Origin of the sequence: Sphingobium sp. YBL2 (assembly GCF_000943805.1) — a bacterium.
GTDB classification, from domain to species: Bacteria; Pseudomonadota; Alphaproteobacteria; order Sphingomonadales; family Sphingomonadaceae; genus Sphingobium; species Sphingobium fuliginis.
This window is the reverse complement of the sequence record NZ_CP010954.1, coordinates 3250675-3275494: the sequence shown is the minus strand read 5'-3', so window position 1 is coordinate 3275494 and position 24820 is coordinate 3250675. Positions and strand designations below refer to the sequence as shown.

The 24820-nt window shown below is 65.3% G+C and carries 26 protein-coding genes and 1 tRNA gene; 10 read left to right on the top strand and 17 right to left on the bottom strand.

Going from position 1 to position 24820, the window contains the following annotated elements; translation table 11 throughout:
• Nucleotides 1-20: 20 nt before the first annotated feature.
• Nucleotides 21-323 (bottom strand): hypothetical protein, encoded by a 303-nt coding sequence (locus tag TZ53_RS15150; protein WP_025549274.1) that lies wholly within the window; start codon nucleotides 321-323, stop codon nucleotides 21-23.
• An 80-nt stretch (nucleotides 324-403) separates the two neighbouring features.
• On the opposite strand from TZ53_RS15150, the gene TZ53_RS15145 reads away from it, so the two are divergent.
• On the top strand, nucleotides 404-3076 hold the full coding sequence (locus TZ53_RS15145; RefSeq protein ID WP_044661817.1) for a hypothetical protein: 2673 nt from the start codon (nucleotides 404-406) through the stop codon (nucleotides 3074-3076).
• 90 nt (nucleotides 3077-3166) lie between these two features.
• On the opposite strand, the gene TZ53_RS15140 is transcribed toward TZ53_RS15145, so the two are convergent.
• The 4 genes from TZ53_RS15140 to TZ53_RS15125 form a co-directional block, all read right to left on the bottom strand.
• Nucleotides 3167-3439 carry a DUF4242 domain-containing protein gene (locus TZ53_RS15140; protein ID WP_025549276.1) on the bottom strand — a complete coding sequence of 91 codons (273 nt, stop codon included), beginning with the start codon at nucleotides 3437-3439 and terminating at the stop codon, nucleotides 3167-3169.
• A gap of 183 nt (nucleotides 3440-3622) precedes the next feature.
• Entirely contained in the window at nucleotides 3623-4348 is a 726-nt protein-coding gene (locus TZ53_RS15135; protein WP_044661816.1) for an extensin-like domain-containing protein, read from the bottom strand.
• Between the two features lie 3 nt (nucleotides 4349-4351).
• Complete coding sequence (locus TZ53_RS15130) at nucleotides 4352-5113, bottom strand: NUDIX domain-containing protein (RefSeq protein WP_083199106.1); 762 nt, start codon at nucleotides 5111-5113, stop codon at nucleotides 4352-4354.
• Nucleotides 5114-5186: 73 nt separating this feature from the next.
• Nucleotides 5187-5262: transfer RNA gene (locus tag TZ53_RS15125), tRNA-Ala, on the bottom strand.
• A 230-nt stretch (nucleotides 5263-5492) separates the two neighbouring features.
• On the opposite strand from TZ53_RS15125, the gene TZ53_RS15120 reads away from it, so the two are divergent.
• Nucleotides 5493-6440: a DUF2171 domain-containing protein gene (locus TZ53_RS15120; protein WP_044661815.1), complete on the top strand. Its 948-nt coding sequence runs from the start codon at nucleotides 5493-5495 to the stop codon at nucleotides 6438-6440.
• Between the two features lie 37 nt (nucleotides 6441-6477).
• Here TZ53_RS15120 and TZ53_RS15115 read toward each other — a convergent pair whose 3' ends face one another.
• The 5 genes from TZ53_RS15115 to TZ53_RS15095 all read right to left on the bottom strand — a co-directional run bounded on the left by TZ53_RS15115 (nucleotide 6478) and on the right by TZ53_RS15095 (nucleotide 11741).
• Nucleotides 6478-7314, bottom strand: coding sequence for an HpcH/HpaI aldolase/citrate lyase family protein (locus TZ53_RS15115; protein WP_044661814.1), 837 nt, complete (start codon nucleotides 7312-7314; stop codon nucleotides 6478-6480).
• Nucleotides 7311-7763, bottom strand: a complete 453-nt coding sequence (locus tag TZ53_RS15110) for a MaoC family dehydratase (RefSeq protein WP_044661813.1) — start codon at nucleotides 7761-7763, stop codon at nucleotides 7311-7313. The genes TZ53_RS15115 and TZ53_RS15110 overlap by 4 nt, the downstream gene beginning before the upstream one ends.
• Nucleotides 7763-9661, bottom strand: coding sequence for an acetyl/propionyl/methylcrotonyl-CoA carboxylase subunit alpha (locus TZ53_RS15105; protein WP_044661812.1), 1899 nt, complete (start codon nucleotides 9659-9661; stop codon nucleotides 7763-7765). The genes TZ53_RS15110 and TZ53_RS15105 overlap by 1 nt, the downstream gene beginning before the upstream one ends.
• Nucleotides 9658-10047 carry an endonuclease domain-containing protein gene (locus TZ53_RS26190; RefSeq protein WP_083199102.1) on the bottom strand — a complete coding sequence of 130 codons (390 nt, stop codon included), beginning with the start codon at nucleotides 10045-10047 and terminating at the stop codon, nucleotides 9658-9660. The genes TZ53_RS15105 and TZ53_RS26190 overlap by 4 nt, the downstream gene beginning before the upstream one ends.
• 92 nt (nucleotides 10048-10139) lie before the next feature.
• Entirely contained in the window at nucleotides 10140-11741 is a 1602-nt protein-coding gene (locus tag TZ53_RS15095; protein WP_044661810.1) for a carboxyl transferase domain-containing protein, read from the bottom strand.
• A gap of 45 nt (nucleotides 11742-11786) precedes the next feature.
• On the opposite strand from TZ53_RS15095, the gene TZ53_RS15090 reads away from it, so the two are divergent.
• Nucleotides 11787-12125 (top strand): DMT family protein, encoded by a 339-nt coding sequence (locus tag TZ53_RS15090; protein ID WP_025549293.1) that lies wholly within the window; start codon nucleotides 11787-11789, stop codon nucleotides 12123-12125.
• A gap of 55 nt (nucleotides 12126-12180) precedes the next feature.
• Here TZ53_RS15090 and TZ53_RS15085 read toward each other — a convergent pair whose 3' ends face one another.
• The gene (locus TZ53_RS15085) at nucleotides 12181-13326 is read right to left on the bottom strand and encodes an isovaleryl-CoA dehydrogenase (RefSeq protein WP_044661809.1); all 1146 of its coding nucleotides are present in this window, start codon (nucleotides 13324-13326) and stop codon (nucleotides 12181-12183) included.
• An 86-nt stretch (nucleotides 13327-13412) separates the two neighbouring features.
• Between TZ53_RS15085 and TZ53_RS15080 the strand changes: the two genes are divergently transcribed.
• Both TZ53_RS15080 and TZ53_RS15075 read left to right on the top strand, forming a co-directional pair.
• Complete coding sequence (locus tag TZ53_RS15080) at nucleotides 13413-14300, top strand: LysR family transcriptional regulator (RefSeq protein ID WP_044661808.1); 888 nt, start codon at nucleotides 13413-13415, stop codon at nucleotides 14298-14300.
• A gap of 228 nt (nucleotides 14301-14528) precedes the next feature.
• Nucleotides 14529-15470, top strand: coding sequence for an IS110 family transposase (locus tag TZ53_RS15075; protein ID WP_044663073.1), 942 nt, complete (start codon nucleotides 14529-14531; stop codon nucleotides 15468-15470).
• A 14-nt stretch (nucleotides 15471-15484) separates the two neighbouring features.
• Here the strand turns inward: TZ53_RS15075 and TZ53_RS15070 are convergent, their stop codons facing one another.
• Nucleotides 15485-16252, bottom strand: a complete 768-nt coding sequence (locus tag TZ53_RS15070; protein ID WP_044661807.1) for a methyltransferase domain-containing protein — start codon at nucleotides 16250-16252, stop codon at nucleotides 15485-15487.
• 61 nt (nucleotides 16253-16313) lie between these two features.
• Between TZ53_RS15070 and TZ53_RS15065 the strand changes: the two genes are divergently transcribed.
• The 3 genes from TZ53_RS15065 (at nucleotide 16314) to bfr (ending at nucleotide 18412) form a co-directional block, all read left to right on the top strand.
• A complete protein-coding gene (locus tag TZ53_RS15065; protein ID WP_044661806.1) occupies nucleotides 16314-17558 on the top strand; it encodes a DUF418 domain-containing protein in 1245 nt (414 codons plus the stop codon).
• 53 nt (nucleotides 17559-17611) lie between these two features.
• Nucleotides 17612-17782, top strand: coding sequence for a (2Fe-2S)-binding protein (locus TZ53_RS15060; RefSeq protein WP_025547882.1), 171 nt, complete (start codon nucleotides 17612-17614; stop codon nucleotides 17780-17782).
• Nucleotides 17783-17932: 150 nt separating this feature from the next.
• A complete protein-coding gene (gene bfr / locus TZ53_RS15055; protein WP_025547881.1) occupies nucleotides 17933-18412 on the top strand; it encodes a bacterioferritin in 480 nt (159 codons plus the stop codon).
• A gap of 117 nt (nucleotides 18413-18529) precedes the next feature.
• Here the strand turns inward: bfr and TZ53_RS15050 are convergent, their stop codons facing one another.
• On the bottom strand, nucleotides 18530-18937 hold the full coding sequence (locus tag TZ53_RS15050; RefSeq protein WP_025547880.1) for a (deoxy)nucleoside triphosphate pyrophosphohydrolase: 408 nt from the start codon (nucleotides 18935-18937) through the stop codon (nucleotides 18530-18532).
• A gap of 78 nt (nucleotides 18938-19015) precedes the next feature.
• On the opposite strand from TZ53_RS15050, the gene TZ53_RS15045 reads away from it, so the two are divergent.
• Both TZ53_RS15045 and TZ53_RS15040 read left to right on the top strand, forming a co-directional pair.
• The gene (locus TZ53_RS15045) at nucleotides 19016-19201 is read left to right on the top strand and encodes a Flp family type IVb pilin (protein ID WP_007682781.1); all 186 of its coding nucleotides are present in this window, start codon (nucleotides 19016-19018) and stop codon (nucleotides 19199-19201) included.
• A gap of 138 nt (nucleotides 19202-19339) precedes the next feature.
• Nucleotides 19340-19504: a Flp family type IVb pilin gene (locus tag TZ53_RS15040; protein WP_025772654.1), complete on the top strand. Its 165-nt coding sequence runs from the start codon at nucleotides 19340-19342 to the stop codon at nucleotides 19502-19504.
• 66 nt (nucleotides 19505-19570) lie between these two features.
• Here the strand turns inward: TZ53_RS15040 and TZ53_RS15035 are convergent, their stop codons facing one another.
• The 4 genes from TZ53_RS15035 to TZ53_RS15020 all read right to left on the bottom strand — a co-directional run bounded on the left by TZ53_RS15035 (nucleotide 19571) and on the right by TZ53_RS15020 (nucleotide 24816).
• Entirely contained in the window at nucleotides 19571-21049 is a 1479-nt protein-coding gene (locus TZ53_RS15035; RefSeq protein ID WP_044661805.1) for a M48 family metalloprotease, read from the bottom strand.
• 79 nt (nucleotides 21050-21128) lie between these two features.
• Nucleotides 21129-22073 (bottom strand): acetyl-CoA carboxylase carboxyltransferase subunit alpha, encoded by a 945-nt coding sequence (locus TZ53_RS15030; protein WP_044661804.1) that lies wholly within the window; start codon nucleotides 22071-22073, stop codon nucleotides 21129-21131.
• Nucleotides 22074-22084: 11 nt separating this feature from the next.
• Nucleotides 22085-23002: a tyrosine recombinase gene (locus TZ53_RS15025; RefSeq protein WP_044661803.1), complete on the bottom strand. Its 918-nt coding sequence runs from the start codon at nucleotides 23000-23002 to the stop codon at nucleotides 22085-22087.
• On the bottom strand, nucleotides 23002-24816 hold the full coding sequence (locus tag TZ53_RS15020) for a hypothetical protein (RefSeq protein ID WP_044661802.1): 1815 nt from the start codon (nucleotides 24814-24816) through the stop codon (nucleotides 23002-23004). The genes TZ53_RS15025 and TZ53_RS15020 overlap by 1 nt, the downstream gene beginning before the upstream one ends.
• Between the last annotated feature and the right edge of the window lie 4 nt (nucleotides 24817-24820).

Genomic DNA, 24820 nt, shown 5'->3' with positions numbered 1-24820 from the left:
CACGCAAGCAGCCTCACGCCTCAACGCTGCGCAAGATCGTCAAGCGCGGCACGCAAGCGCCGCAATATGCGTGGGTCGCCCGGCGCCGCGTCGGCCGCTTCATCGGCCATCGCCATCAGGCCGGTGAGGCCGAAACTGGCCGCCAGCCCCTTCAGCCGCCAGGCGGCAAGCTGCCAGTTCGCATCGCATCGCGACCGCCCCAGCAGATCGACCTGCCGCTCCGCGCTTTCCATGAAGGCGACGCGCAGATCCTCGATCAACGGTCTGTCGTCACCGACAGCGGCGGCAAGAGCGGCATTCAGGGCGCCTGGATCATAGGACATGGGGTCAACGCTATCTGGCTTGCGTTAAGTTTTGGTAACAGGGCATTTTCGTGCGCGCAAAAGCTGCTAGGATAGGACGCATGAATGGGGGCAGCACAATCGTCGAATTCTGGCGGGACAAGGACGCAGCGACCGATGATACGGCGCAGGCAGACGACGCCTTGCTTTTGAAACAGGCCGTTCTTGACCTGGAGGATGAGGGCGTGCCTGCGGAAAGCGGCGAGCATGGGATGCGCGCCGCGACATGGGCATTCCCCGCCGCCGGCCTTGGCTGGATCGGCTTTGCCGGTTGGGCGACGCTGTCCTCCGGACAATGGCGCGCCGGGCCTGCGGCGTGGCCGGGGCTGGTCGCGACCATCCTGGTCCCGCTCATCCTGCTCGGCGTCTGTTATCTGCTGCTGCTGCGGAACAGCCGCAGCGAAGCCCGCCGCTATCTCGACACCGCCCGCGCGCTCAGGACCGAGGCGGAACTGCTGGAACTGCGCGTCGCCCGAATCGCCGGCCAGTTGGAAACCGCACGCCAGAGCATGCAGGATCAGGCGGAACTGCTCGACAGCTATGGCGCCGCCGCCAGCAGCAATATGGAGGCGTCGGCCGAGCTGATCGCAAGCCGCGCCAACAGCACCGCCGAACGCGCCGAGTCCGCCGAACGCGCCGGGCTGGCGCTCGTCCAGCGGATGGAAGCGCTGGTCGCCTCCATCCCGGAGCTAGAGGATCGCGCGACGCGCATGTCCGCGCAGATCATCGACAATGGCCACGCCCTGTCGGAACGCATCGACATGTTGGAGGCTCGGCTGCATGCATTGGGCGAGTTGTCGGACGATGCCCGCAGCCGCACGCTTTCGGCAACCAAGAGCCTTTCGAGCCAGCTTATCGAGCTTCAGGAAACCACGCGTTCGGCCACGCAGGAAGTGACCGGCATGGCCGATGTCGCTTCGGGCCGGATCGAGGCGACGACCCTGAGCGCGCGCAAGGCGATGGAGGAGAGCTGGCTCGACATCGAGCAGAAGTCGATCGTGCTGACCGGCCTTACCGATCGCACCAAGTCGGAAATAGCGGAGACCACCCAGTCGGTCATCGCCCTGCTGACGCAGGAATTGAACCGCGTCGAGATCGACGTGCTGCACCGTCTGGAAACCACCCATGGGCGCGCGCAGGAAACCATGGCGGCGGTCGACGCCAATCTGACCGCGCAGGCCGCGTCGCTGAAGGCGCTGATCGAGGGTGCGCAGGCCGGCATTGCTGCCACCAGCCAATCCGCCCTCTCCACCCTGGCGCGCGACACCGAAACCGTGGAGGCCGAACTGCGCCGGCGGGTGGAAGCGGCTATTGCGCAAACCCATGAAGGCATCAGGCTGACCGACGACGGCATCGCCCGCCATGGCGCGGCGCTGGAGGCGCTCATCGCCCGGTCGCGCGACAGCATCGCCGCCATCGGGGATGAGACCGTCACCAGTATAGCGGATCATGTGGGCGAGATCGAAAACCGCCTGCACCAGATCAACGATCTGGTCGAAGGCCAGCGCACGCTTGTATCGGGCCTGCAAAGCAGCCTGGACGATGCGGTCGATTCCGCGCAGTCGCGCTTTGCGGCGATGGAACAGTCCGCGCTCGCCCGCAATGAGCGGTTGACCGAAGCGTTGTCGCGCCTGACCGCCGAAACGCAGCGCATCGATGCCGCCCTGGGGGCTGGCGGCCTGACCGCCGAAAAGCTGATCGGCAGTGCGGAGACGCTGATGGTCGCGCTTGATTCCAGCGTGCGCGAACTCGACGAAACCTTTCCTGCCGCGCTCCAGCGCTTCAACGGCCGGATCGAGACCAGCCGCACCCTGCTCGACAGCGCCGCGCCGGAGATCGAACGGCTGGAGGCCATTTCGGAGGCGTTGCTCGGGCGCACGCAGGAGGCCGAGGAATTGCTGCGCGGCCAGGGACGCCGCCTGACCGAATGGCTGGAAAGCACGCAAAGCGGCGTGGATGCCAATCGCGAACTGGTGGAGAAGCTGCGCAGCGCGCTCGACAACGCGCATCAGGACGCGACGCGCATCACCGAAGGCGCGGGACCGCTGCTCGTCACCGCCCTCCTCCGCGTCAAGGATACCGCCGATCAGGCGGCCGAACGCGCCCGCCAGGCGCTCAGCCGCGCCATCCCCGAAGCGGCGGAGGCGCTTGCCGACGCCAGCGAGCAGGCGATGCAGCGCGCCATCGACGAAAAGGTCACGGCCCAGATCGAAATGGTCGCCAGGGTGGCGGAGGAAGCGGTGAAGGCCGCGCATCAGGCATCCGACCGCCTGACCCGCCAGCTCCTGACCATCGCGGACACCAGCGCCAGCGTGGAAGCGCGGATTGAGGAAGCGGAGCGCGCCGCCGAGGACCGCGACCGCGACCATTTCGCCCGACGGTCGGCGCTGATCATCGAATCGCTCAACAGCACGGCGATCGACGTATCGAAGATACTGTCCAACGATGTCACGGACTCGGCCTGGTCAGCCTATCTGAAGGGCGATCGCGGCGTCTTCACCCGCCGCGCGGTCAAGCTGCTGGACGCGGGCGAATCCCGCGAAATCGCCCTGCATTACGACAATGATCCTGAATTTCAGGAGCATGTGAACCGCTACATCCACGATTTCGAATCGATGCTGCGGATCATCCTGTCGGCCCGCGACGGCAATGCGCTGGGCGTTGCGATCCTTTCATCGGACATGGGCAAGCTCTATGTCGCGCTGGCGCAGGCGATCGAAAGACTGCGGCAATAGGTCGTCGAAGCCTGGCGATAATTCTGCCATCGCCCGCTGCCGTCAAAAAGCATGCGCGCCTCGCAGCGGACCCCGTCGCCCCGGACAAATTCAGTCCGCTGTCGTCGGATCGATCGTCGCGCGTATCTGGGCGATGCTGTTGGCCGGGAATCCCGCCATGTCCGCATGCCGGCGGATCAATTCCTCGCTGGGCGCACGATAGACGCAATAGATCTTGTCGTCGGTGACATAGCTGTGAACCCATTGAATATCCGGGCCCAGCTGACGCAGCACATTGCAGGAGCCCTGCGACGCGCCCTTGAGCTGCTCGCCCGATAATTGGCCGACGCCGGGCATGTCCCGTTCGATCACGAATTGCGGCATGATGTCCTCCCCTGTCTGACAGGCGCATGGATCATAGACCCTTCATGCTCCCTGTTCGAGGGCGATATTGGGCTAGAGCGCGCTGCGTTAAATCGTGCGCAGGCCACGCGCTCTAAGCTTTTGTTGTCGCATCGTTTTAAACGCAAAACCGGTTCCCACTTTTGCGCACGATGCTCTAGGCCCTCATCGGCAGGCCCGCCCGCCCCAGGCGCCGCGTTCCGCCTGATCGAGATGCAGATGATCGCGATGTGCGGCATTATAGTCGGGCGAAAGGACGGTCGAAAACAACCCGCACGCGCCGTCACGAACCTCATGCAGAAAATCCGCGTCCTTTCCCCCTCCCTTCCAGTCCGCCGCAACGCCGATCCGGTGTCCGTCCGTCAGGGTGAAACCGGCCACATCAATGGCGTCGGCCGTGGCATGCTCGCTGAAATCCCCTGCGCTGCGTCCATAGAGACGGCGGCAGCTATAAGCGCCGAAATGCGTGACCTTCCGAACCGCGCGGCCGAAGTGACGCTGGGCGGCGGGCTGGACCACCTGCCATTCCCAGAGCTTGAGCGCCGCCGCAACCGGACAGGATGGCGCGACCGCCGCCGGTTCCCATGCTATGGCGTCCTTGACCGGAGTCAGCCGCACGGCGTCGGCATAGGCGCACTGGCCCTCGCCCCCCGGCTTCATGCGGGAATAGGCAACGCCCGCCCGATCCAGCAGGGCGCGGCACTCGGCAGCACGGCCGGTCAGCGAGGCAAGCTTGCGGCCGGTGAAGAGACCGATCGGCTGGGATAGATCAAGTCGAGTCCAGGGGATATTTTGGGGCCGGCGGCTGACATAGGCATAGCCGATCAGGCAAAGGCTCAGAACCGCCGCGACATGGACAAGGCGGCGCAGGAAGAGGTGGATTCGGCGCATGCCTCAAGCACGCCGGACCGTCCCCATTGGTTCCGACGTCACCGGATAACCGAGATGATCGGGAATACAGAGATGCGGTTCCCCATTTCTCTCCTCGAACCAGGGCGTCACCTTCTCAACCGGGATCGACAGGGCATGCGCCGCCAGATCATCGAAGCGGCCGAATTGGGCGAGCCGCTCCAGATTGCGCCGCGTCGGAAAGATGATCTGCCCCTCGCCCCGGTCGCATCGGGCCAGCGTTTCCGCTGCGCTGCTCCAGAACAGTTGCACATTTTCGGTGGCATCGACGCTCGCGGCCTGTCCTTCCGGCGCCTCAGCGATGTAGAAGCGGGTATCGAACACCCGCTGCGCCTGCTCCAGGCGCGCAGGGTGCCAGCGGGCAAAGGGCAGCAGCCGATCCAGCGCGATTTCCAGCCCATGATCGCTGAGGATGTCGCCAAGCCCGGCCCCTGCCCCCAGCGCCTGCCGCATGGCCGCGATCCGATCGGCCGCCAGGGGGGATGTGAAGGCAATGGCGAGACCGCTTTCCTCCAGCGTCTCCCGAATGGCGGCGATCCGCGCCGCCGCCTCGTCCAGAGGCAGGCCACCAGCGATCTTCGCTGCAAGAGCATGATCGCCCGCATCCACCGCGCCACCGGGAAAGACCAGCGCGCCCGCGGCGAAGGCCATGCTGGACGCCCGTTCCATCATCAGGATTTCCGCGGCGGCATCCGGGCGGTCGCGCAGGATGACCACCGTCGCAGCGGCGCGGCCTTCGCAAAGCATATCTGTCATGAAACCGCCATAGGCATCGAAATCCCCGGCGGTAAAGTCCCTTCCGGTCAATCCCGGAAGGGATTGGTGGAGCCGAGGGGGATCGAACCCCTGACCTCGTCATTGCGAACGACGCGCTCTCCCAGCTGAGCTACGGCCCCGTAAAGGAGCGCTGCCTATAAGCGAGCGATTGCGCCCATGCAACGGTCTTTTTGCGCAAAATGCGACGGCCGCGAACAGGCCCGGAACCGCGCAGCGCAGCCGCTCTGTCGGGGCCAAGGCGGAACATTACTCCTGCGTAACGCCCGGAACGATGCGGCCGCATGCTCATTGGTGCGGTGACGACGCTTCCGAAAGGACGTCGTGCAAAAAGCAGACAAGGAGACGGACAATGGGTTACCAAGGCGGACGTCGCTATGGTGACGGCGATCGTAACTGGACGGACTGGGACCGCGATTCCGACCGTTACCGTGCGCGGCGCGACTGGCGGGACGACCGCAGCTATCGATATGGCACGCGCGGCCAGTTCGGCGGATCGGGATCGGGATATGGCGGATCGGGCAACCGGCGCCCGCCCGAAGATTATGATCCGGAAGAACGGGGCTTCTTCGACCGCGCGGGCGACGAGATCCGGAGCTGGTTCGGTGACGAAGAGGCGGAGCGTCGCCGCGAATATGACGATTATTACAACCGGCCCTATGGCGATCCGCGGGACCAGAGCAGCCGGATCGGCTATGCCTCTGCCTCCAATTCGGCGCGTTACCTGCCCAATCGCGGCTATGCGCCCTTTGCCGGCGAACGCAGCGGCTTCGGCAGCGAGGATCATGGCTATCGGGTGCGCGCCTATGGCCCCAACCATGATTATGGCGAGCATCACGACGCCAATTATTATGCCTGGCGTCAGCAACGGATCGACGAGCTGGACCGCGACTATGCCGAATATCAGCGGGAGAATCGCGAACGCTTCAACAATGAGTTCGGCAGTTGGCGGAACCGCCGCGGCGAGCAGCGCCAGGCGGTCCAGCAGGTCCGCGAGCATATGGAAGTCGTCGGCAGCGACGGCGAGCATGTCGGCACGGTCGACAAGCTGCGCGGCGACCGCATCATCCTGACCAAGAGCGATCAGGAATCCGGCGGCGTGCATCATTCGATCCCGTCATCCTGGATCAGGTCGGTGGACGCGCAGAAGGTGACGCTGGAAAAGACGGCGGAACAGGCGCAGACCGCATGGCGCACCGAACGGGAGCAGCAGGCCCTGTTCGGATCGCAGGACGACGATGCGAGCGACAGGTTCAGCGGCGCAAGCGGCTCGACCTTCGAAAAGGGCCGTTACCGGTAAAAAATGGGAGGGCCCGGCCGCGGGCCGGGCCCCTTCTTCATTCGGCGGCGGCCAGTACCCGCTGCGCCTGGACCAGATGCGGACGGTCGATCATCTTGCCGTCCAGTTTCAGCACCCCTGCACCCGGATTCGCGGCGAAGGCGTCGATCACTGCCCTCGCCCGGGCGATTTCGGTCTCGCTGGGGGTAAAGCCATCATTGATGGCGGCGACCTGTACCGGATGGATCGCCATCATGCCGGTGAAGCCATCGCGACGCGCCCTTCCTATATAGGCGTTGAGATCGTCCATCGCCTCGATCCGGGGGAAGACCGTGTCGATGGCTGGCACGCCTGCTGCATGGGCGGCGAACAGCGTGAGGCTGCGCGCCAGTTCGAAGGGCGCGGTGTAGCGGCCATCCTCCTCGCGGGAGGTCGAGGCGCCGACCGAGGCGGGCAGATCCTCCGCCCCCCAGGTCAGGCCAGCGAGCTTTTCGCGAACCTGCCGGAACGTGCCCAGTTCGAAGATGGCGGCGGGCGTTTCGGTCGCGATGGGCAAGATCGGCGGCACATTCGCGCCGTCCGCCAGGGCGATCAGCGCCTGAATGCTGGGGGCGCCTTCCGCCTTGGGCAGCATGATCCCGTCCGGCGAGGCAGGCAGCACCGCGGCCAGATCGGCGCGGGTGTGGTCGCCGTCCAGCGGGTTCACCCGGACGAAGGCCACGCAGTCGCGGGGCGAGGCCAGCCATTCCGCAATCGCCTCCCGCCCAAGGGCCTTGCGTTCCGGGGCGACCGAATCCTCCAGGTCCAGAATGATGGCGTCGGCGCCGCTGGCCGCCGCCTTGGCGAAGCGTTCGGGGCGGTCGGCGGGAACGAAAAGCAGCGAACGGAGCTTCATGCGGGCCTCTTCTTCAGCAGCGCCATGCGCAGGCATTGGCAGACGATTTCGTCCCGCTGGTTATAGAGCCGATGGGTGAATGTCACGATCCCCGCTTCGGGGCGGGAACGGCTTTCCTTGAGGTCCGTCACTTCGCTGTCCGCCCGCATCGTGTCGCCGATAAAGACCGGCTTGGGCATGACCAATTTGTCATAGCCCAGATTGGCGACCAGCGTGCCCAGCGTCGTGTCGCCCACCGACAGGCCCACCATCAGCGCGAAGGTGAAAGTGCCGTTGACGAGGATCTGGCCGAACTCCGAGGCTTTCGCGGCCTCAGCGTCCAGATGCAGCGGCTGGGGGTTGTGGGTCATGGTCGAGAAGAGGAGATTGTCGGTTTCCGTCACCGTGCGGCGGATGTCATGGGTCATCCGGTCGCCAATCCGCCATTCGTCATAATAGCGGCCCGCCATCAGCCTTCCTCCCGCTCAACCAGCACCAGCAGCGCGCCTTCGCTGACCTGGCCGCCTTCGGACGCGTCCAGTTCCGCCACTACGCCGTCGAAGGGCGCCGTCAGGCTATGCTCCATCTTCATCGCCTCCAGTGTGACCAGCTTCTGGCCCTTGGCGACCTTGTCGCCCTGCGCCACGGCGACGGCGATGATGCGGCCCGGCATGGGGGAGAGGATCGCGCCGTCGGATACGGCGCCGCCGCCTGCCTTGACGGGCGGGGTCTGGCTGAAGAACCAGCTTTGCCCGGCTTCGGTGACGATGATCGTGCCGTCGCGCTCCATGTCGGAGCAGAGACCCGTGCGCAGATCGTCAGATTGCGCTTCCACTACGACATGGCGGCTGTCCACGAACAGGTCGACCTTGGTCTTCGACTGTCCGTTGAGGCGGAAGCCGAACAAGCCGTCGCGAAAGGACCGATCGTCCCAATCGCTCCGGGCGAGCCAGTCCCTGCGGAATCGCTCGCCCGCCGCCGCAAGGACTCGGTCCGAGGGGCCATCGATCCTTGTCAGCGCCTCTCCCTGCCGCTCGATCAGGCCGGTGTCGAGGCGACCCTCGGCAAAATCGGCCATGGAAAGGCAAGCGTGCAAAAACGGCTTGTTGGTGTGCAGCGGCCCGACAAAACTGCTGTCGAGCCAGCGGATCAGGCCGCCCCGCGCTTCCTCCCGATCCTCGCCATGGCAGATGACCTTGGCGATCATCGGGTCGTAGAAGGAACTGACGGTATCGCCTTCCTCCACGCCCGTTTCCACGCGGGCGCGGTTGTCGAACAGCAGCCGGTCGATCTTGCCGGGGCTGGGCAGGAAGCCTTTGGTGGGGTCTTCGGCATAGAGCCGCGCCTCGATGGCGTGGCCGTTGATCGACAGCTCCTCCTGCTTTTTCGGCAGCGGTTCGCCGCTCGCCACGCGAAGTTGCCATTCGACCAGATCGACGCCGGTAATCTCCTCCGTCACCGGATGCTCGACCTGGAGGCGCGTGTTCATCTCCATGAACCAGATGCGGTCGGCGCGCAGGCCTTCGCTGGCGTCCGCGATGAACTCGATCGTGCCCGCACCGACATAATCCACCGCCTGCGCCGCCCGGACCGCAGCGCCGCAAATGGCTTCGCGGGTGGCGGCGTCCATGCCGGGCGCCGGAGCTTCCTCGATCACTTTCTGGTGGCGGCGCTGGAGCGAGCAGTCGCGTTCGAACAGGTGCACCACCTGGCCGTGGCTGTCCCCGAACACCTGCACTTCGATATGGCGGGGCGAGAGGATATATTTTTCGATCAGCACTTGGTCGTTGCCGAAGGAGGACGCCGCCTCTCGCTGGCAGGAAAGCAGCGCGTCGGCAAAATCCGCCACCGCTTCGACGCGCCGCATGCCCTTGCCGCCGCCGCCTGCGACCGCCTTGATGAGCACGGGATAGCCGATGGCGTCAGCTTCGGCTTGCAGGCGCTCTGCGCTCTGGTCCTCGCCCAGATAGCCGGGGGTGACGGGGACGCCCGCGTCGGCCATCAGCGTCTTGGCGGCGTCCTTCAGGCCCATGGCGGTGATGCTGGAGGGATTGGGGCCGACCCAGATCAGGCCCGCGTCGATGACGGCCTGCGCGAAGGCGGCGTTTTCCGAGAGGAAGCCGTAGCCGGGGTGGATCGCTTCGGCCCCAGTCGCCTGGGCGGCGGCAATGATGCGATCACCGATCAGATAGGATTCGCGCGCCGGGGATGGGCCGATATGCACGGCTTCATCGGCTTCGCGGACGTGGAGCGCTTTCGCATCGGCGTCGGAATAGACTGCGACGGTGCGGATGCCGAGACGCCGGGCGGTGCGGATGATGCGGCAGGCGATCTCGCCGCGATTGGCTATGAGCAGGGATTGGATCATGAGAGACTCCCAAATACCTCCCCAATATGGGGAGGGGGACCAGCCGCAGGCTGGTGGAGGGGCTGGCGCGCAACACAGGCGGCTGTGATCGCCTTGACGACATTGTCTAGATTCTGAAGGACATCGCGGGCGGGAATGCGGAGAGTGTGAAAGCCCAGCCGTTCCAATGCAGCATCCCGGTCCTGATCGCGGGCGGGCCGATGGCCGCGCGAATGGACTTCGCCGTCGACTTCGATAGCCAGTCGTGCCGACAGACAGGCAAAGTCGAGACTGTAGCGGTCTATCGGATGCTGGCGCCGGAATTTGAAACCGCCGGGGCGTGTCTTCAGGGCGCGCCACAGGACGACTTCCGGTAGATTGCCGCTGCGGCGTTCCTTGCGTGCCATGCGGATGGTTTCAGTCGTTGCCGAGAACACCCCTCCACCAGCCTCTGGCTGGTCCCCCTCCCCGTTCCGGGGAGGTATTTGGTCCCGCCCCCTCACATGCGGAACACCCCGAAGCGGGGCGCCTCCTCGACCGGGGCGTTGAGCGTGGCGGCGAAGGCCAGGCCCAGCACGTCGCGGGTCTGGGCGGGGTCGATCACGCCATCGTCCCACAGACGCGCCGTCGCGTGATAGGGGTTGCCCTCATCCTCATATTTCTGGCGGATCGGGGCCTTGAAGGCTTCGGCTTCTTCCGGCGTCCATCTGGCGGCGTCGCGGTGGACGGTCGCCAGCACGCTCGCCGCCTGCTCGCCGCCCATCACGGAGATGCGGCTGTTGGGCCAGGTGAAGAGGAAACGCGGCCCATAAGCCCGGCCGCACATGCCGTAATTGCCCGCGCCGAAGCTGCCGCCGATCAGCACGGTGATCTTGGGCACGCTGGCGGTCGCGACCGCGGTCACCAGCTTCGCGCCATGCTTGGCGATCCCCTCCGCCTCATATTTGCCGCCGACCATGAAGCCGGAGATATTCTGGAGGAACAGCAGCGGAATGCGCCGCTGACAGGCCAGTTCGATGAAATGCGCGCCCTTCTGCGCGCTCTCGCTGAACAGCACGCCGTTGTTCGCGAGGATCGCGACCGGCATGCCCCAGATATGGGCGAAACCGCAGACGAGCGTGGTGCCGTAGAGCGATTTGAACTCGTGAAATTCGCTGCCGTCGACGATGCGGGCGATCACTTCGCGCACGTCATAGGGGGCGCGGACGTCCTGGGGGATGATGCCGTACAGTTCCGCCGGGTCATATTTCGGCGCCTTGGGCTCGCGCAGGTTGAGGTCGATCTCCGGCGCCGGTTGCAGCGTCGAAACGATGTCCCGCACGATGGTCAGCGCATGCTCGTCATTTTCCGCGACATGATCGACCACGCCGGAGCGGCGGCCATGCACTTCCGCGCCGCCCAGGTCTTCGGCGGAAATGACCTCGCCCGTCGCGGCCTGCACCAGCGGCGGGCCGGCGAGGAAAATCGTGCCCTGGTTGCGCACGATCACCGTCTCGTCCGACATGGCGGGCACATAGGCGCCGCCCGCGGTGCAGCTTCCCATGACGCAGGCGATCTGCGGGATGCCCCGCCCCGACATCTGCGCCTGATTGTAGAAGATGCGCCCGAAATGCTCGCGGTCGGGAAAGACCTCCGCCTGGTTGGGCAGGTTCGCGCCGCCGCTGTCGACCAGATAGACGCAGGGGAGGCGATTCTCCATTGCGATCTCCTGCGCGCGGAGATGCTTCTTGACGGTCAGCGGATAATAGGTGCCGCCCTTCACCGTGGCGTCGTTGCAGGCGATCATCACCTGCCGTCCCGACACCCGGCCGATCCCTGCGATCATGCCCGCGCCGGGCACTTCGCCATGATACATGTCGTTGGCGGTGAGCTGGCCGATCTCCAGAAACGGACTGCCCGGATCGAGCAGCCGCTCCACCCGGTCGCGGGGCAGCAGCTTGCCGCGCGCCACATGCTTGGCCCGCGCCGCTTCGCTGCCGCCGAGCGCGGCCTGCGCGACTTTCGCGTGCAGTTCGTCGCGCAGAGCCCGGTTATGCGCGGCGTTGGCGCGGAAAGCATCACTCTCCGCCGAGAGCTTCGTGTCGAGAACAGGCGCACTCATGCTCTTGCGTTCCCCTGCCCTGCGGTTGCATATCCGGGGTCATCCATGCCGACCATCCTGCTCCTCACCATATCCAACCTGTTCATGACGACCGCCTGGTATTGGCACCTGAAAGGCGGGATGAATAAGCCCCTTTTCGCGGTCATCCTGATCAGTTGGGGCATTGCCTTCGTCGAATATTGCTTCGCCGTGCCCGCCAACCGCATCGGCTTTGCCCATGGGTGGAGCGCGGGCCAGCTCAAGATCGCGCAGGAGGCCATTGCGCTGCTGATCTTCGGCGGATTCATGGTGACGGTGCTGGGCGAGCCGCTGCACTGGCGCCATCTGGCCGCTTTCCTCTGCATCATGGCGGCGGTGGGCTTCCTGTTCGTGGGGCGGTCATGAGAGAGTTGCCCGCTCTTGCGGAGGCAGGAGCCCAGTTTGGACGGCAGGGGCACATTCACACGCCGATCAGTTCGCGGCCGATCAGCATGCGGCGGATTTCGTTCGTTCCCGCGCCGATGTCCAGCAGCTTGGCGTCGCGCATGTAGCGCTCGACCGGCCAATCCTTCGTATAGCCGGCCCCACCCAGCGCCTGCACGGCTTCGAGCGAGACCTTCATCGCATTCTCGCTGGCCAGCAGGATCGCGCCCGCCGCGTCGAAGCGCGTCGTCCTGCCCCTGTCGCAGGCCTGCGCCACGGCATAGACATAGGCCCGCGCCGAATTGAGCGCGACATACATGTCCGCGACCTTGGCCTGCATGAGCTGGAACGCGCCGATGGGCTGGCCGAACTGCTTGCGCTCCCGCACATAGGGCAGCACCACGTCGAGACAGGCCTGCATGATGCCGAGCTGGATGCCCGACAGCACCGCCCGCTCATAGTCGAGACCCGACATCAGCACGCCGACGCCGCCGTTGAGCGGGCCCATGATGTTTTCCTCCGGCACTTCGCAATCGTCGAAGACCAGTTCGGCGGTGGGCGATCCGCGCATGCCGACCTTGTCGATCTTCTGCCCGATGGAGAAGCCCTTGAAATCCTTCTCGATCAGGAAGGCGGTGATGCCGCGCGACCCTTCGCCGGTCTTGGCATAGACGACAAGCGTGTCGGCATAAGCGGCGTTGGTGATCCAGAATTTGGTGCCGTTGAGGACATAGCGGTCGCCGCGCTTCTCCGCGCGCAGCTTCATCGAGACGACGTCCGACCCCGCCCCCGCCTCCGACATGGCGAGCGATCCGACATGCTCGCCGGAGATCAGCTTGGGCAGATAGCGCGCCTTCTGCTCCGGCGTGGCCCAGCGGCGGATCTGGTTGACGCAGAGATTGGAGTGCGCGCCATAGCTGAGGCCTATGGAGGCGGAAGCCCGCGCCACCTCCTCCTGCGCAACCACATGCTCCAGATAGCCGAGGCCAAGGCCGCCATCGGCTTCCTCCACGGTGACGCCGTGCAGGCCCAGCGCGCCCATTTCCGGCCACAGGTCGCGCGGGAACCAATCCCTGGCGTCGACTTCCGCGGCCAGAGGCGCGATGCGGTCGGCGGCGAAACGGGCGGTCGTCTCGCGGATCATCTCCGCATTTTCACCCAGCGCGAAGTCGAAATCAGTCATGGCAAGCTCTCCTTGCCGCGCATCCTATCGTTCAACAACCGCCAAGAAAAATTGAAACGGCGCAGGATAGTGTATAGTTTCTGTCTATGATCGAACGCTATTTGCTCCGCTATTTCCTGGCTGTCGTGGACCATGGCAATTTCTCCCGCGCGGCCGCGCACTGCCTGGTGTCGCAACCGACTTTGTCCGTGGGCATCTCCAAGCTGGAACAGGCGGTGGGCGCTCCGCTTTTCCTGCGCAGCAACCAGCGGGTCGAACTGACCGAAGCCGGAGCCCGCCTGCTGACCCATGCCCGGCGGATCGAGCGCGAATTCAACCTGGCGGAACTGGCGGGGGCAAAGGCGGAGCAGGCCCCGGTGCTGCGCATCGGCGTGCTGCTGAGCATAGCAGGCGAGCTGGTCGCCCGCGCCGTTGCAGACCGCGCCATGGCCAAGGAAGGCAGGATCGAGATCATCCCCGGCAGCGAGCGGGAATTGCTGGGGCGCCTGGACGCGGAGCGGATCGACGTGGCGCTCACCCTGATCAGGCCGGGCGCGGACCGCTTCCTGACGCAATCGGTTATAGAGGAAGGCTATGGCATCGCCATGGCCGCCGACCATCCGCTGGCCGGGAGAGCCGTGGTGGCTGCCGAAGAACTCGCCTCCGAAACGATGATCGTGCGCCGCCATTGCGAGGCGCTCTCCGCCACCAGCCGCTATTTCGTCGATCGCGGCGTCCGCCCGCATTTCGCCTTGCGCTCGACCAATGACGAGCGCGTGATGCAGATGGTCGCGGCGGGGCTGGGCATAACGGTCATGCCCGAAAGCTACCGCTGGCCGGGCATGGCGCGGGTCGCGCTCAAGGATTTCGGTGAGCGGAGGAATGTCGGACTTCTCTATGGCGCGCGAGCGGCGGGGCTGCGGGAAGCGCCTATGCTCAGGGCGCTGGAAGCGTCCTTGAGGGCGGAAGGCCCCCGTATCTGGAGCAGCCGATGATTCTATCCGCTTGGAAAACGCTTGTCTTATGACATTGCGGTCCGTTTGGGTCATGCTGGATTGCCCGGGCCGGGGTGGCCACCCCGGCCCGGGCGGAAGGGGACGGATCGTGAAAGCGCCGGTCGTTGTGGGACCGGGTTAGAGTAGGATCGCCCCTTTCTTTTCCATCAGACCCGAACGGATACCGGGGTTTTGGACCCGGATGACAAGCATGGGACAGCGGAAAAGATGAGCGACAATCTACCACAGACGATCGGCATCGACATCTCCAAAGCGAGCCTCGACTGCCATGTCCACCCTGCCGGCGCCGAGCGCCAGTTCGCCAACACCGCCAAGGGCCACAAGTCGCTGATCGCCTGGCTGCGACAATGGCCGGTCGAGCGGATCGCCTATGAGGCAACCGCAACCTACCATCGGGCGCTGGAGGCGGCTCTGACCGACTGGCCCTGCGTGAAGCTCAACCCGGAGCGCGCCCGGCGCTTCGCCCAGGCGACTGGCACTCTGGCCAAGACCGATCGCATCGATGCCATGTTGCTGGCCCGTATGGCGGCCACCTTGCAGCCGCCGGTCAGACCCGCTCGAAGCGCACAGCAGGCGCAGATGGCGGAGCTCATCAATGCCCGAGACGGTCTCGTGCGCGATCGCACCGCGCTCAAGAATCGCGAGAAGAACCTCACCATCGCCTTCCTCAAGCGCCAGTGCCGGCAGCGGCTAGAGCAGATCGATCGGCATATCGAGGCGCTCGATACCGAGATCGCCAACCTGATCGCCGCCGATGCCGCGCTCGCCCGCCGGCATGAGATCCTCACCAGCATCGCCGGCGTCGGAACGCTGACCGCCAACCAGCTCATCGCCACCATGCCCGAACTCGGCAGCCTCGAGAACAAGCAGGCCGCATCCCTCGCCGGTCTCGCCCCCGTCGCTCGACAGTCCGGACAATGGAAAGGCAAGAGCTTCATCCGTGGCGGACGCGCCAACGTGCGGCAGGCTCTCTATATGCCGGCCCTCGTCGCCGCCCGGTACAATCCCGATCTCAAGGCAAAATATCAGCAGCTCGTTACTGCCGGGAAGCCCGCCAAGATCGCCATCACCGCCGTCATGCGAAAGCTCGTCGTCACCGCGAATGCCCTGCTCAAAGCCGATCGATGCTGGACGCAATCTCCGGCTTGATCATCACGGATACTCTAACCGGCGCGCGTCACCCGGCCGAACAATATCTGATAGACGTCATCGCCGCCGTCCTCTTCGAAAGCCGCCATGACTCGGCGCAGATCGCGGGGAGGAAGCGGCTTTCTCCCCTCGCTCGGCACCACGGCGCCGATGCCCTTGAGATGGGCGATCAAACCCTTTGCGCCGCCGCATGGCAGGGCATATTCCTCATCGAAGGCGAAGGCGTCCTCATAGGGCGCCAGCATGGACCGCAATGCGGGTAGCGAAGGATAGTCGGGAATGCCCGGCCTCAATCCGGCGGCCTGATGCGCCGAACGCCAGCGGGCGAAGCTGCCCTGCCCCATGGTCGAGAAAAGCAGGCTGCCCCCCGGGCGCAGCAATCCCGCCAACCGTGCGATCGCGCTTTCCAGATCGTCGAACCATTGAAAGGCCAGGCTGGAAAGAATGAGGTCGAACCATTCGCCGTCGAAGATCGGCGCTTCCCCATCCATCGCCAGGAAAGTGCCCGCAACCAGTCCGCCCGTGGCGGCGCGGGCCAGCATGTCCGGCGACAGATCCGTCACCACCAGTTCGGCGCCCGGCCAGCGCGCCTGGATGTCGCGTGTCAGAAAGCCCGTGCCGCAGCCGATCTCCAATATCCGGCCGACCCCGTCAGGCCTCTGCCGCTGCGCAAGATCGGCCACCAGCGCGGCGGCCAGCCGCTGCGGCCCGGCATGATCGTCATAATGCCCCGCAGCCGCGCCGAAAGCGTCGCTTATTCGTTGCTTGCGGTGGCCGTTCATGGCTAGTCGCATTGACAGAGCCGCACTCTCTTTTCCAGTCTTTCAAGGACCGCGCCGACCGATGACCGCCCTTTCCGCCCGGATTCCCGCCATGGACGTTCTGCGCGGCTGCGCGGTCATGGGAATCCTCTGGATGAACATCGCGGCCTTCGCCCTGCCCGAACAGGCCTATTTCAACCCCGCGGCGGCGGGGCCGCTGTCGACAGGAGACATTGCCTTCTGGACCGTCAGCTTCCTGTTGGTGGACGGCAAGATGCGGGCGCTGTTCTCCATGCTGTTCGGCGCGTCGATGCTGCTGCTGATCGACCGGGAGGAAATGGCCGGACGCGACGGACGACGGGCGCAGATGATCCGGGCCGGCTGGCTGTTCGTCTTCGGCCTCGCCCATTACCTGCTGCTGTGGTGGGGCGACATATTGATGATTTATGCGCTGGTCGGGCTGGCGGCGCTGCCATTCGCGCGCAGGGAGCCGCTGGCGCTCGTCAAATGGGCCTTTTTCTTCTTCCTGGCGCATTTCCTGATCTGCGCAGGCTTCATCGGCACGCTCTATGCCTGGGGCCATGCCGCCGCCGCACCCGATGCTCCCGGCCATGTCAGTGAGGGTTTCGCCGATTTCGTCGCTTCGCTTTCCGATCCGAACCACGCGGCCATCAGCAGCGAATATAGGGTCTATCGCGGCGGCTATGGCGGCATCCTCCTCCATCATGTCGCCCTGTTCGGCGGACAGTGGCTCACGACCCTGCCATTCGTCGCATTCGATACGCTGGGTTTCATGCTGCTGGGCATGGCGATGTTGAAGGGCGGTTTCCTCACCGGCCGTTGGGAGGCGGAGCAATATTGGCGGACGGCGCGGCACTGCTTCCTGATCGGGCTGATTCCGATGGCGGCGCTGGCGGCGTGGATCGTTTCCAGCCGGTTCGCTCCGCTCACGGCATTGGGATCGGTATTGGCCTGGTCCTTCCCCTTCCGCATCCCGCTTGCTGTGGGGTGGGCGGCCCTGGTCCTGTGGCTGTTCACGCGCCATCCTGCCGCATCGTTGACCGGGCGCATCGCGGCCGTCGGCCGACTGGCGCTCAGCAACTATCTGGGCAGCAGCCTCATCATGTGCGGGATCTTCTATGGCTGGGGACTGGGACTGTTCGGCCAGGTTCCGCACCATAGGCTGCCGCTGTTCGTGATCGCGGCATGGGCGACGATGCTGATCTGGTCGCCCCTCTGGCAACGCCGATTCGCCCTTGGCCCGGCGGAGTGGCTGTGGCGCAGCCTTGCCCGCGGCCAAACGCAAAAGATTCGCAACAGCGCCTGAATTCCTATTGCGACCTATTATCATCTGCGCTATCTCCCCCTCAGGAGATTTGCATGGTTGTCTGTGTCTGCAATGCCATCCGTGAAAAGGACCTGAAAGAGGTCGCCCGTGAAGGTTGCGCAACCCCTTGCAGCGCCTATGCGCGCCTTGGCCGGCGGCCGAAATGCGGCCAGTGCGTGCCCTTCGCCCGCACGATCATCGCGGCGGAGCGCGCCTCCATTTGAAGCCATTGCGAAGCAAGCGCATCGGATTGACGCGAACCTGACGCAATAGCGTAGCAGAAAATGGCGGATTTCTGCGGCTTTGCGGATTAACAAACGCAAGCCGAACGCTTATGATCCCGGCACTTTCCCCTACAGCCGGAGAAGAACGCCATGAAGGGCGACGCCAAGGTTATCGAATATCTGAACGAGGTGCTCAAGAACGAGCTGACCGCGATCAATCAATATTTCCTCCACTATCGCATGCTGAATCATTGGGGCATCGAGAAGCTGGCCAAGTTCGAATATGAAGAATCCATCGATGAGATGAAGCATGCGGACAAGCTGGCGGAGCGCATTCTGTTCCTTGACGGCCTGCCCAACTTCCAGTTGCTCGGCCGGCTGAAGATCGGGGAAACGGTGGAAGAAATCCTGAAAGCCGACCTCGAGTTGGAATATGAAGCCCTGCCAGTGCTGAAGGACGCCATCGCCTATTGCGAATCGATCCGTGACTATGTGAGCCGGGACCTGTTCCAGCATATCCTCGAAAGCGAGGAAGAGCATGTCGACACGCTGGAAACCCAGTTCGAGATGATCGAGCGCATGGGCATCCAGAACTATATCCAGCTGCAGAGCAAGGCTGCGGAAGAATAAGGGATCACGGGCGGGCGGGCCTATCCGGCATGCCTGCCCCGCCACTGACGCTTCGGATCAGCGGTGGGAATGACATTGTGCTCATGCGAAGACGGGAGCAGGCGTCATTCAGCCCATTTAAATCAGCGAATCGAGCAAACCGATCAGCGGCAGGTCGGCCGGCGGCATCTCCAGCGCATACATTTGCGCCGGCCTGACCCATTGCAGCGCGGTCGCATGACGCGCTTCCGCTATTCCTTGCCACTTGCGGCAGACATAGAGCAGCAGCAGCAGATGGCGGTCGCCCAGCGGCTCGCTCGCGAAGGTCGCGGGCGCCAGGCAGCTCGCATGGGTGCGAATGCCCAATTCCTCCTCCAGTTCCCGGATCAGCGCGGTTTCAGGCGCTTCCCCCGGCTCGACCTTGCCACCGGGAAACTCCCAGAGATGCGCCATCGGCTTGCCTGGCGGCCGCTGCTGCAGCAGCACGCGGCCATCCGCGTCGACCAGGGCGGCGGCGACCACCAGCAGAGGAGAAATTATCGTCATAATGGTTCCGCTTGAGGGGTTTGTTAACTCTGCCCCTTTTACAAGGGCATCCGGGGCTGTGTGTAAATGGGGTGCGGCATGCGGGCATTATTCAAAAATTTCAGCTTCTGGAAGCTGATCTACTGCCAGCGCGGAGCGACGGCGGTGGAATATGGGTTGATCCTCGCCCTCATCTGCCTGGCCATAGTCAGTGCCCTGTCCAACGTCGCCAACAAGACCATCGGCATGTGGAACAATGTCGCGACGGAAGTCCTGGCGCATTAACCATTTATGTCTGACACCTGCTGCGCTCCATTAAATCTTTATCAACCCGCACTCTCTACACCGTCCGAAGCTGACCTTCATTCCAAGCGGGGGGCGGCCGGGTAGTTAAACGTGAAATTTGACGCAAGGAGACTTCCAATGCAGTTCATCCGCAAGATGATGAAGAATGAAAAGGGTGCGACCGCCATTGAATATGGCCTGATCGCCGCGCTCATCGCTGTCGCCGCCATCGGCGCCATGACCAGCCTGGGCGGCAAGCTCACCAACACCTTCAACAAGGTGTCGAACAGCCTGACCAACTAAGCTTAGGCTTTAGTTTTAAAAAGGGCGACGGAAGCAATTCCGTCGCCCTTTTCATTGCGCCCAGCTTCACCAAGTCACGATCTTGACCCGCTGCCCGGAACGCAGCACGCTATTCGCCGTCAGGGCGTTGATCGTCAGGAACCGGTCCAGCGGATAATCCGTATAGGCCATGCGCCTGGCCAGGGACTGGACGGTGTCGCCAGCCTTTACAGTCACGACATCGACCCGGCGAGGCTTGATCGCCGCCGCGTCCTGGGGCGAAAGACGTTGTACCGACTGCACCATGGTGGAAAAGGGACCGATCCCCTGCCCCGCCGCCGTCAGCAGCAGGAAATGATAGGCTTTCCCGCCGCCGAAATCATAAGCGAAGACCGTCGCATCCACCTGGCTGGACTGGGTGCTGGCGCGAACGGTGCGCCAGGCTGCGGGCAGGCCGTTGACGGTGGTGCGCCGCACCTCTCCGGCCGGAACGCCGCCATTGCCGCCGCCCAGCTTCGCGAACACTGAGTCGATATAGGCGGACAGATCGCCCGAATAGGGTGCGGCGCTGAACTGCGCCTGGCCGCCCGACCCCACGACGCTGACGGCGCTCGCGCCATTTTCCATGCCGAAGCCCGATGGCGCGGTGAAGCTGACCCGCAAATCGGGATGGCGGAAGCGGCTGCCCTCGATCACGCCCTGTTTCGGATCGTCGCCATAGAGAACGCCGTTGAGGGCGTTCAGGAACGCGTCCCGGTTGCGGACCGTGCTGGTCGAGCCGCTGCCGGCTGCATTGCGTGACGCGCGGCCAACGCGCGAGGCGGGGTCGGGATGGGTGCTTGCCCATTCCGGCACCGAACGGGAACTGCCGGTGACCCGGGCATCCAGGCTGCTCTGCGCCGCGAGCGAGGCCAGCATGGATGACAGGGCCTTGGGATCGTAACCGCCCGACGCAAGATAGCGGATACCCAGATCGTCCGCCTCATATTCCTGGCTGCGCGAGAATTTGAGCGTCAGCAACTGGCTGCCTTGTCCGATCCCCTTCTGCAACATGCCGGTGAGCGCCGAATCGCCCAGCAGAGCGCCCGTCAGCACCTGCAACAGGGTGCCGCCAATGGCGTTGCGCTGCGCCGCCTGCTGCCGCCTCTGGCCATGCTGCGCCGCGACATGGCCGATTTCATGACCGAGCACACCGGCCAACTCCGCCTCATCGTTCATCAGCGCCATGAGCTGGCGCGTCACATAGACATAGCCGCCGGGAATGGCGAAGGCGTTGTTCACCGGCGAATTGAGCAGGGTGACGGTGAAGTCCCCCTGCGCATTGGACAGGCCGGACTGGACCGCGATGCGTTGGCCCACGCCCTCCACATATTTCGCCTGCGGCCCGGCATAGGCGCCGCCAAATTCGTTGAGGAGCTGGGGATGCTGCTTGGCGCCCGCTTCCTTTTCCTGCGGACTGATCGACGAAACCGTACGGATCGCCCGCTGCTGGCCGTCTGCGGACGGCGCGGCCGTCAGGACGATCAGGCCCAGCCCGGCGACAGCCAGAGATGATGTTCGTTTCACGGCGCCTCCTGCTACCCCTGTTACCTTCGCGTAACGAGCAATAGCAGGTGGATGTTCCCCGAAACAGAGGATCGCGCGGTCAGACGCCGATCGCCAGAAACTTGTCAGCGCGATCGGTACGCAGCGCATCGCCGCCAAGACCCGAGAGCGAATCCAGTTCCTCCCCGATCGCCGCGCCCAGATTGGCGATGGCCTGCACCGGCTCGCGATGGGCGCCGCCGACCGGCTCCGGCACGATCCGGTCGATGACGCCAAGCGCCTTCAGATGCTGCGCCGTCACCTGCATGGCGGTCGCGGCGTCGCTTGCCTTTTCCGCCGTGCGCCAGAGGATGGAGGCGCAACCTTCGGGAGAGATCACCGAATAGACGGCATGTTCGAACATCAGCACGCGATTGGCCGCCGCCAGCGCCACCGCACCGCCGGAGCCGCCCTCACCCACCACGGCGGCCACCATCGGCACGCCCAGCGCCAGGCATTGTTCCGTCGAACGGGCGATCGCCTCCGCCTGACCGCGCTCCTCCGCCTGCACGCCGGGGAAAGCGCCCGACGTATCGACCAGCGTCACCACAGGCAGGCCGAAACGGTCGGCCAGCTGCATCAGGCGGATCGCCTTGCGATAGCCCTCCGGCTTGGCCATGCCGAAATTATGGCGGACGCGGCTTGCGGTATCGTCCCCCTTCTCATGGCCGATCACCATCACGCGCCGCTCGCCCAGCGTAGCGAAGCCGCCGATGATCGCCTGATCGTCGGCAAAGGCGCGGTCGCCGGCCAGGGGCATGAAATTGTCGAACATGCCCGCGACATAATCCTTGAAATGCGGACGGTCGGGATGGCGGGCGACCTGCGTCTTCTGCCAGGGCGACAGCTTCGCATAGGTGTCGACCAGCATTTTGGAGGCGCGCTGCTCCAGCTTGTCGATCTCGCCGCTGATGTCGATGTCGCCCGCATTGGCGGTCGCGCGCAATTCGATGATGCGCGCTTCCAGTTCGGCAATCGGCTTTTCGAATTCGAGAAAACTAACCATGGCGCATGGCGTTAGGGCGCAGACGCTTCGCCGTCAACGCGCCGATGCGTCATGGAAGCCAGCGGATGGCGGCTGTTGACCAGTTCGACCAGCCTGCGGCTGTCGACATGGGTATAGATTTGCGTGGTGCCGATGTCGGCATGGCCCAGCATGGATTGCAGCGCGCGCAGGTCCGCCCCGCCTTCCAGCAAATGCGTGGCGAAGGCATGGCGCAGCACATGGGGGCTGACCCGATCCGGCGCGATGCCGGCAGCGGCGGCCAGCGCCTTCACCATCTGATAGAGGCGAATCCGGCTGACATGGCTCTTGCCCGACGGAAAGAGCCAGGGGCTGTCGGCCGGAACATGCGGCAGCCAGGCCGCCACGGCGGCGCGGGCGCGGTCTGAAATCGGCACCAGCCGCTCGCGCCCGCCCTTCCCCCTCAGGATCAGGAAGGGCCGATCGGATGCCAGGGCGCGGCGCGGCAGCGACACCAGTTCCGTCGCCCGCAGCCCCGATCCGTAAAGCAGCTCGATCAGCGCGGACAGCCGCAGGTCCAGCGGCGCGGGATGCTCGACAGCCAGCTTCGCCGCGATCAGGGCGAACAGGGATTCGACCTCGCCCGTCGAAAGGATCTTGGGCAGGGACCGGCGGGTGACGGGACGCGGCAGGGCAGCGGCAGGATTGTCGGCGCGCAGCCCCTCCTCCTCCAGAAAGGCGTAGAAGGCGCGCAGGGCGGAAGACTTGCGGGCGACGGAAGAGGCCGCCAGTTCCGCCCAGGCCGTCGCCAGTTCCGCCAGGCCATCCTTGGTGGCGACCGCCAGGCCGCCGACAAGGTCCGCCGCCCCCTGCAGGTCCGCGCGATAGGCCAGCAGCGTGTTGCGCGAGGCACCCCGTTCGGCCGCCATCATTTCCAGAAAGCGGTCGATAAGCGCGGCATCCTCTCCCATCAGAGCCGCGTCATCGCCTCCGCGGCGATCATCCGGGCTTCGGGGTCCAGCCCGACCCGATGCAGTGCCGCGACGATGTGGTAGAGGTGGAAGGCCGGGAGCCGGTTCCAGTCGGCGGTCTGCATGCCGACCGCCGCCAGCAGCGCGACGCTGCCCTTCTCGCCCCGGCCGGCCGCCGCATCGATGGCGCGCGACCAGCGGCTGGCGGCAGCCAGATCGAAACCATGATCCTGCGCCAGCGCCGCACCGTCCTGCGCATTGAGCCGCGACAGGCCCGCCAGCGCGGCGATCAGCATCTGCGCCTTGTGGGGATCGGCATCCTTGGCGAAGGAGGAAACCCGTCCCGACCCGATCTCCACCACCGCGCTCGGCGCACCGACCGCCAGCAAGGCCCAAAGGTCGGCCGCGCCGTCACCGTCCGCCTGCGCCGCAAGCCGCGACCACTGCGCCGCGCTGCGGTCATAACCGGCGGTGAACATGGCCGCGACCAGATTGGCGGCATCGCGCGCGCTCAGCTCCGAAACCGGCAGCGCCGCGGCTGCCCGCGCCGTCGCGATCAAGCCGACGAAATCCGGCCGCGCCTCATTCTGCCAAACTGTCCGCATCGCCTGGAGCCGCTCGTCCGTCCCCGATCCGGCATAGGCGGTGCGCAGCGCGTCCACCCGGTCGGCCGCATTGGCGGGCACGTCGCCGTCGGATTGCAACTGGCTGTAGAAGCCAACCAGCGCCTGCGAGGAAAAGACGCCGAGCCGAGCCGCCACCTCTGCGCCCGGCAGGCGACGAACGGCGGACAAGGCAGGGGCACGCGCTTCCCAGGCGCGGACATGGGGCCCGGCCGTGGCATAGAGATCATCGGGTATCTCGACATTGAGCGCCGTCGCGAGGCCGAAACGCCAGGCCGTCAGCCGGTCCACCGCGTCCCATTCGATCTTCACCGACCTGCGGGCGTTGAATCCGGTGCCCACGACCTTTTCCGCCAGCCGATAGTCGATGCCGCGCACCACGCCCCGCCGTTGCGCCTGGTTGAGCGCCCCGCTGGCCGAACCCTGATCCCCTGAAAGCGCCGGGCATATGGCGCGCGTCATGTCCCAGCCCGGCTCCTTGCTGAACCGCAGCGCGCCCACCGACAGCGGACACAGTCCCGCCGGATCGGCCGTCGCCAGATAGGTCTGCATGGCGATGGCATAGAGGCGGGGGGTGAACCGGTCGGAATCGACGCTCTGCACCAGCAGGCGGGCGCTGTCCGCCTCCCCCATGCGCAGCAGCAGCCAGGCGCGTTCGGCGACCCAATCGGCGCCGTCGATGTCGCGGGGCGTATCGGTCGCGGACAAGAGCGCCCGGCGCAGCAGGATCGACGCCCAGCGGGAGGTGATCGGCGCCCGCGTTTCCTTCATCAATGCAGCAAGGAACTGGCCCGACTGCGCGCCGAAGGCATTGGGAGCCAGCCCCCGCTGCTCCGGCGTCAGCGGCCCAACGCGATCGAGTGAGCGATGGGCGTTTTCCGGCAGGTCGTATTTCTGCTTTTCGGCGGCCAGCTCCTCCTCGCTCATCGGTTCCGCCGCATTGTCCCCGGCCTCGTCCGTGATGGCGAAGCTGGGCGGCACGATGGGCGTGGCGGGCGTGGAGCCGACAGGCGGCGCGGGCGTGCCCGGGGCGGGGCGCGGCGGCTGCGTGCCGGGTTGCGGCGTTTCGGGCGCATCGCCGAAGCCGGGCGGCAGGAGCGATTCGGGCGTCTCCTGCGCCACCACCGGCAGCGCCAGAGCGAGCGCAAGCGTGCCCAGCGCCCATTTCGCATTCACCCGCCGTTGCGCCATGCCG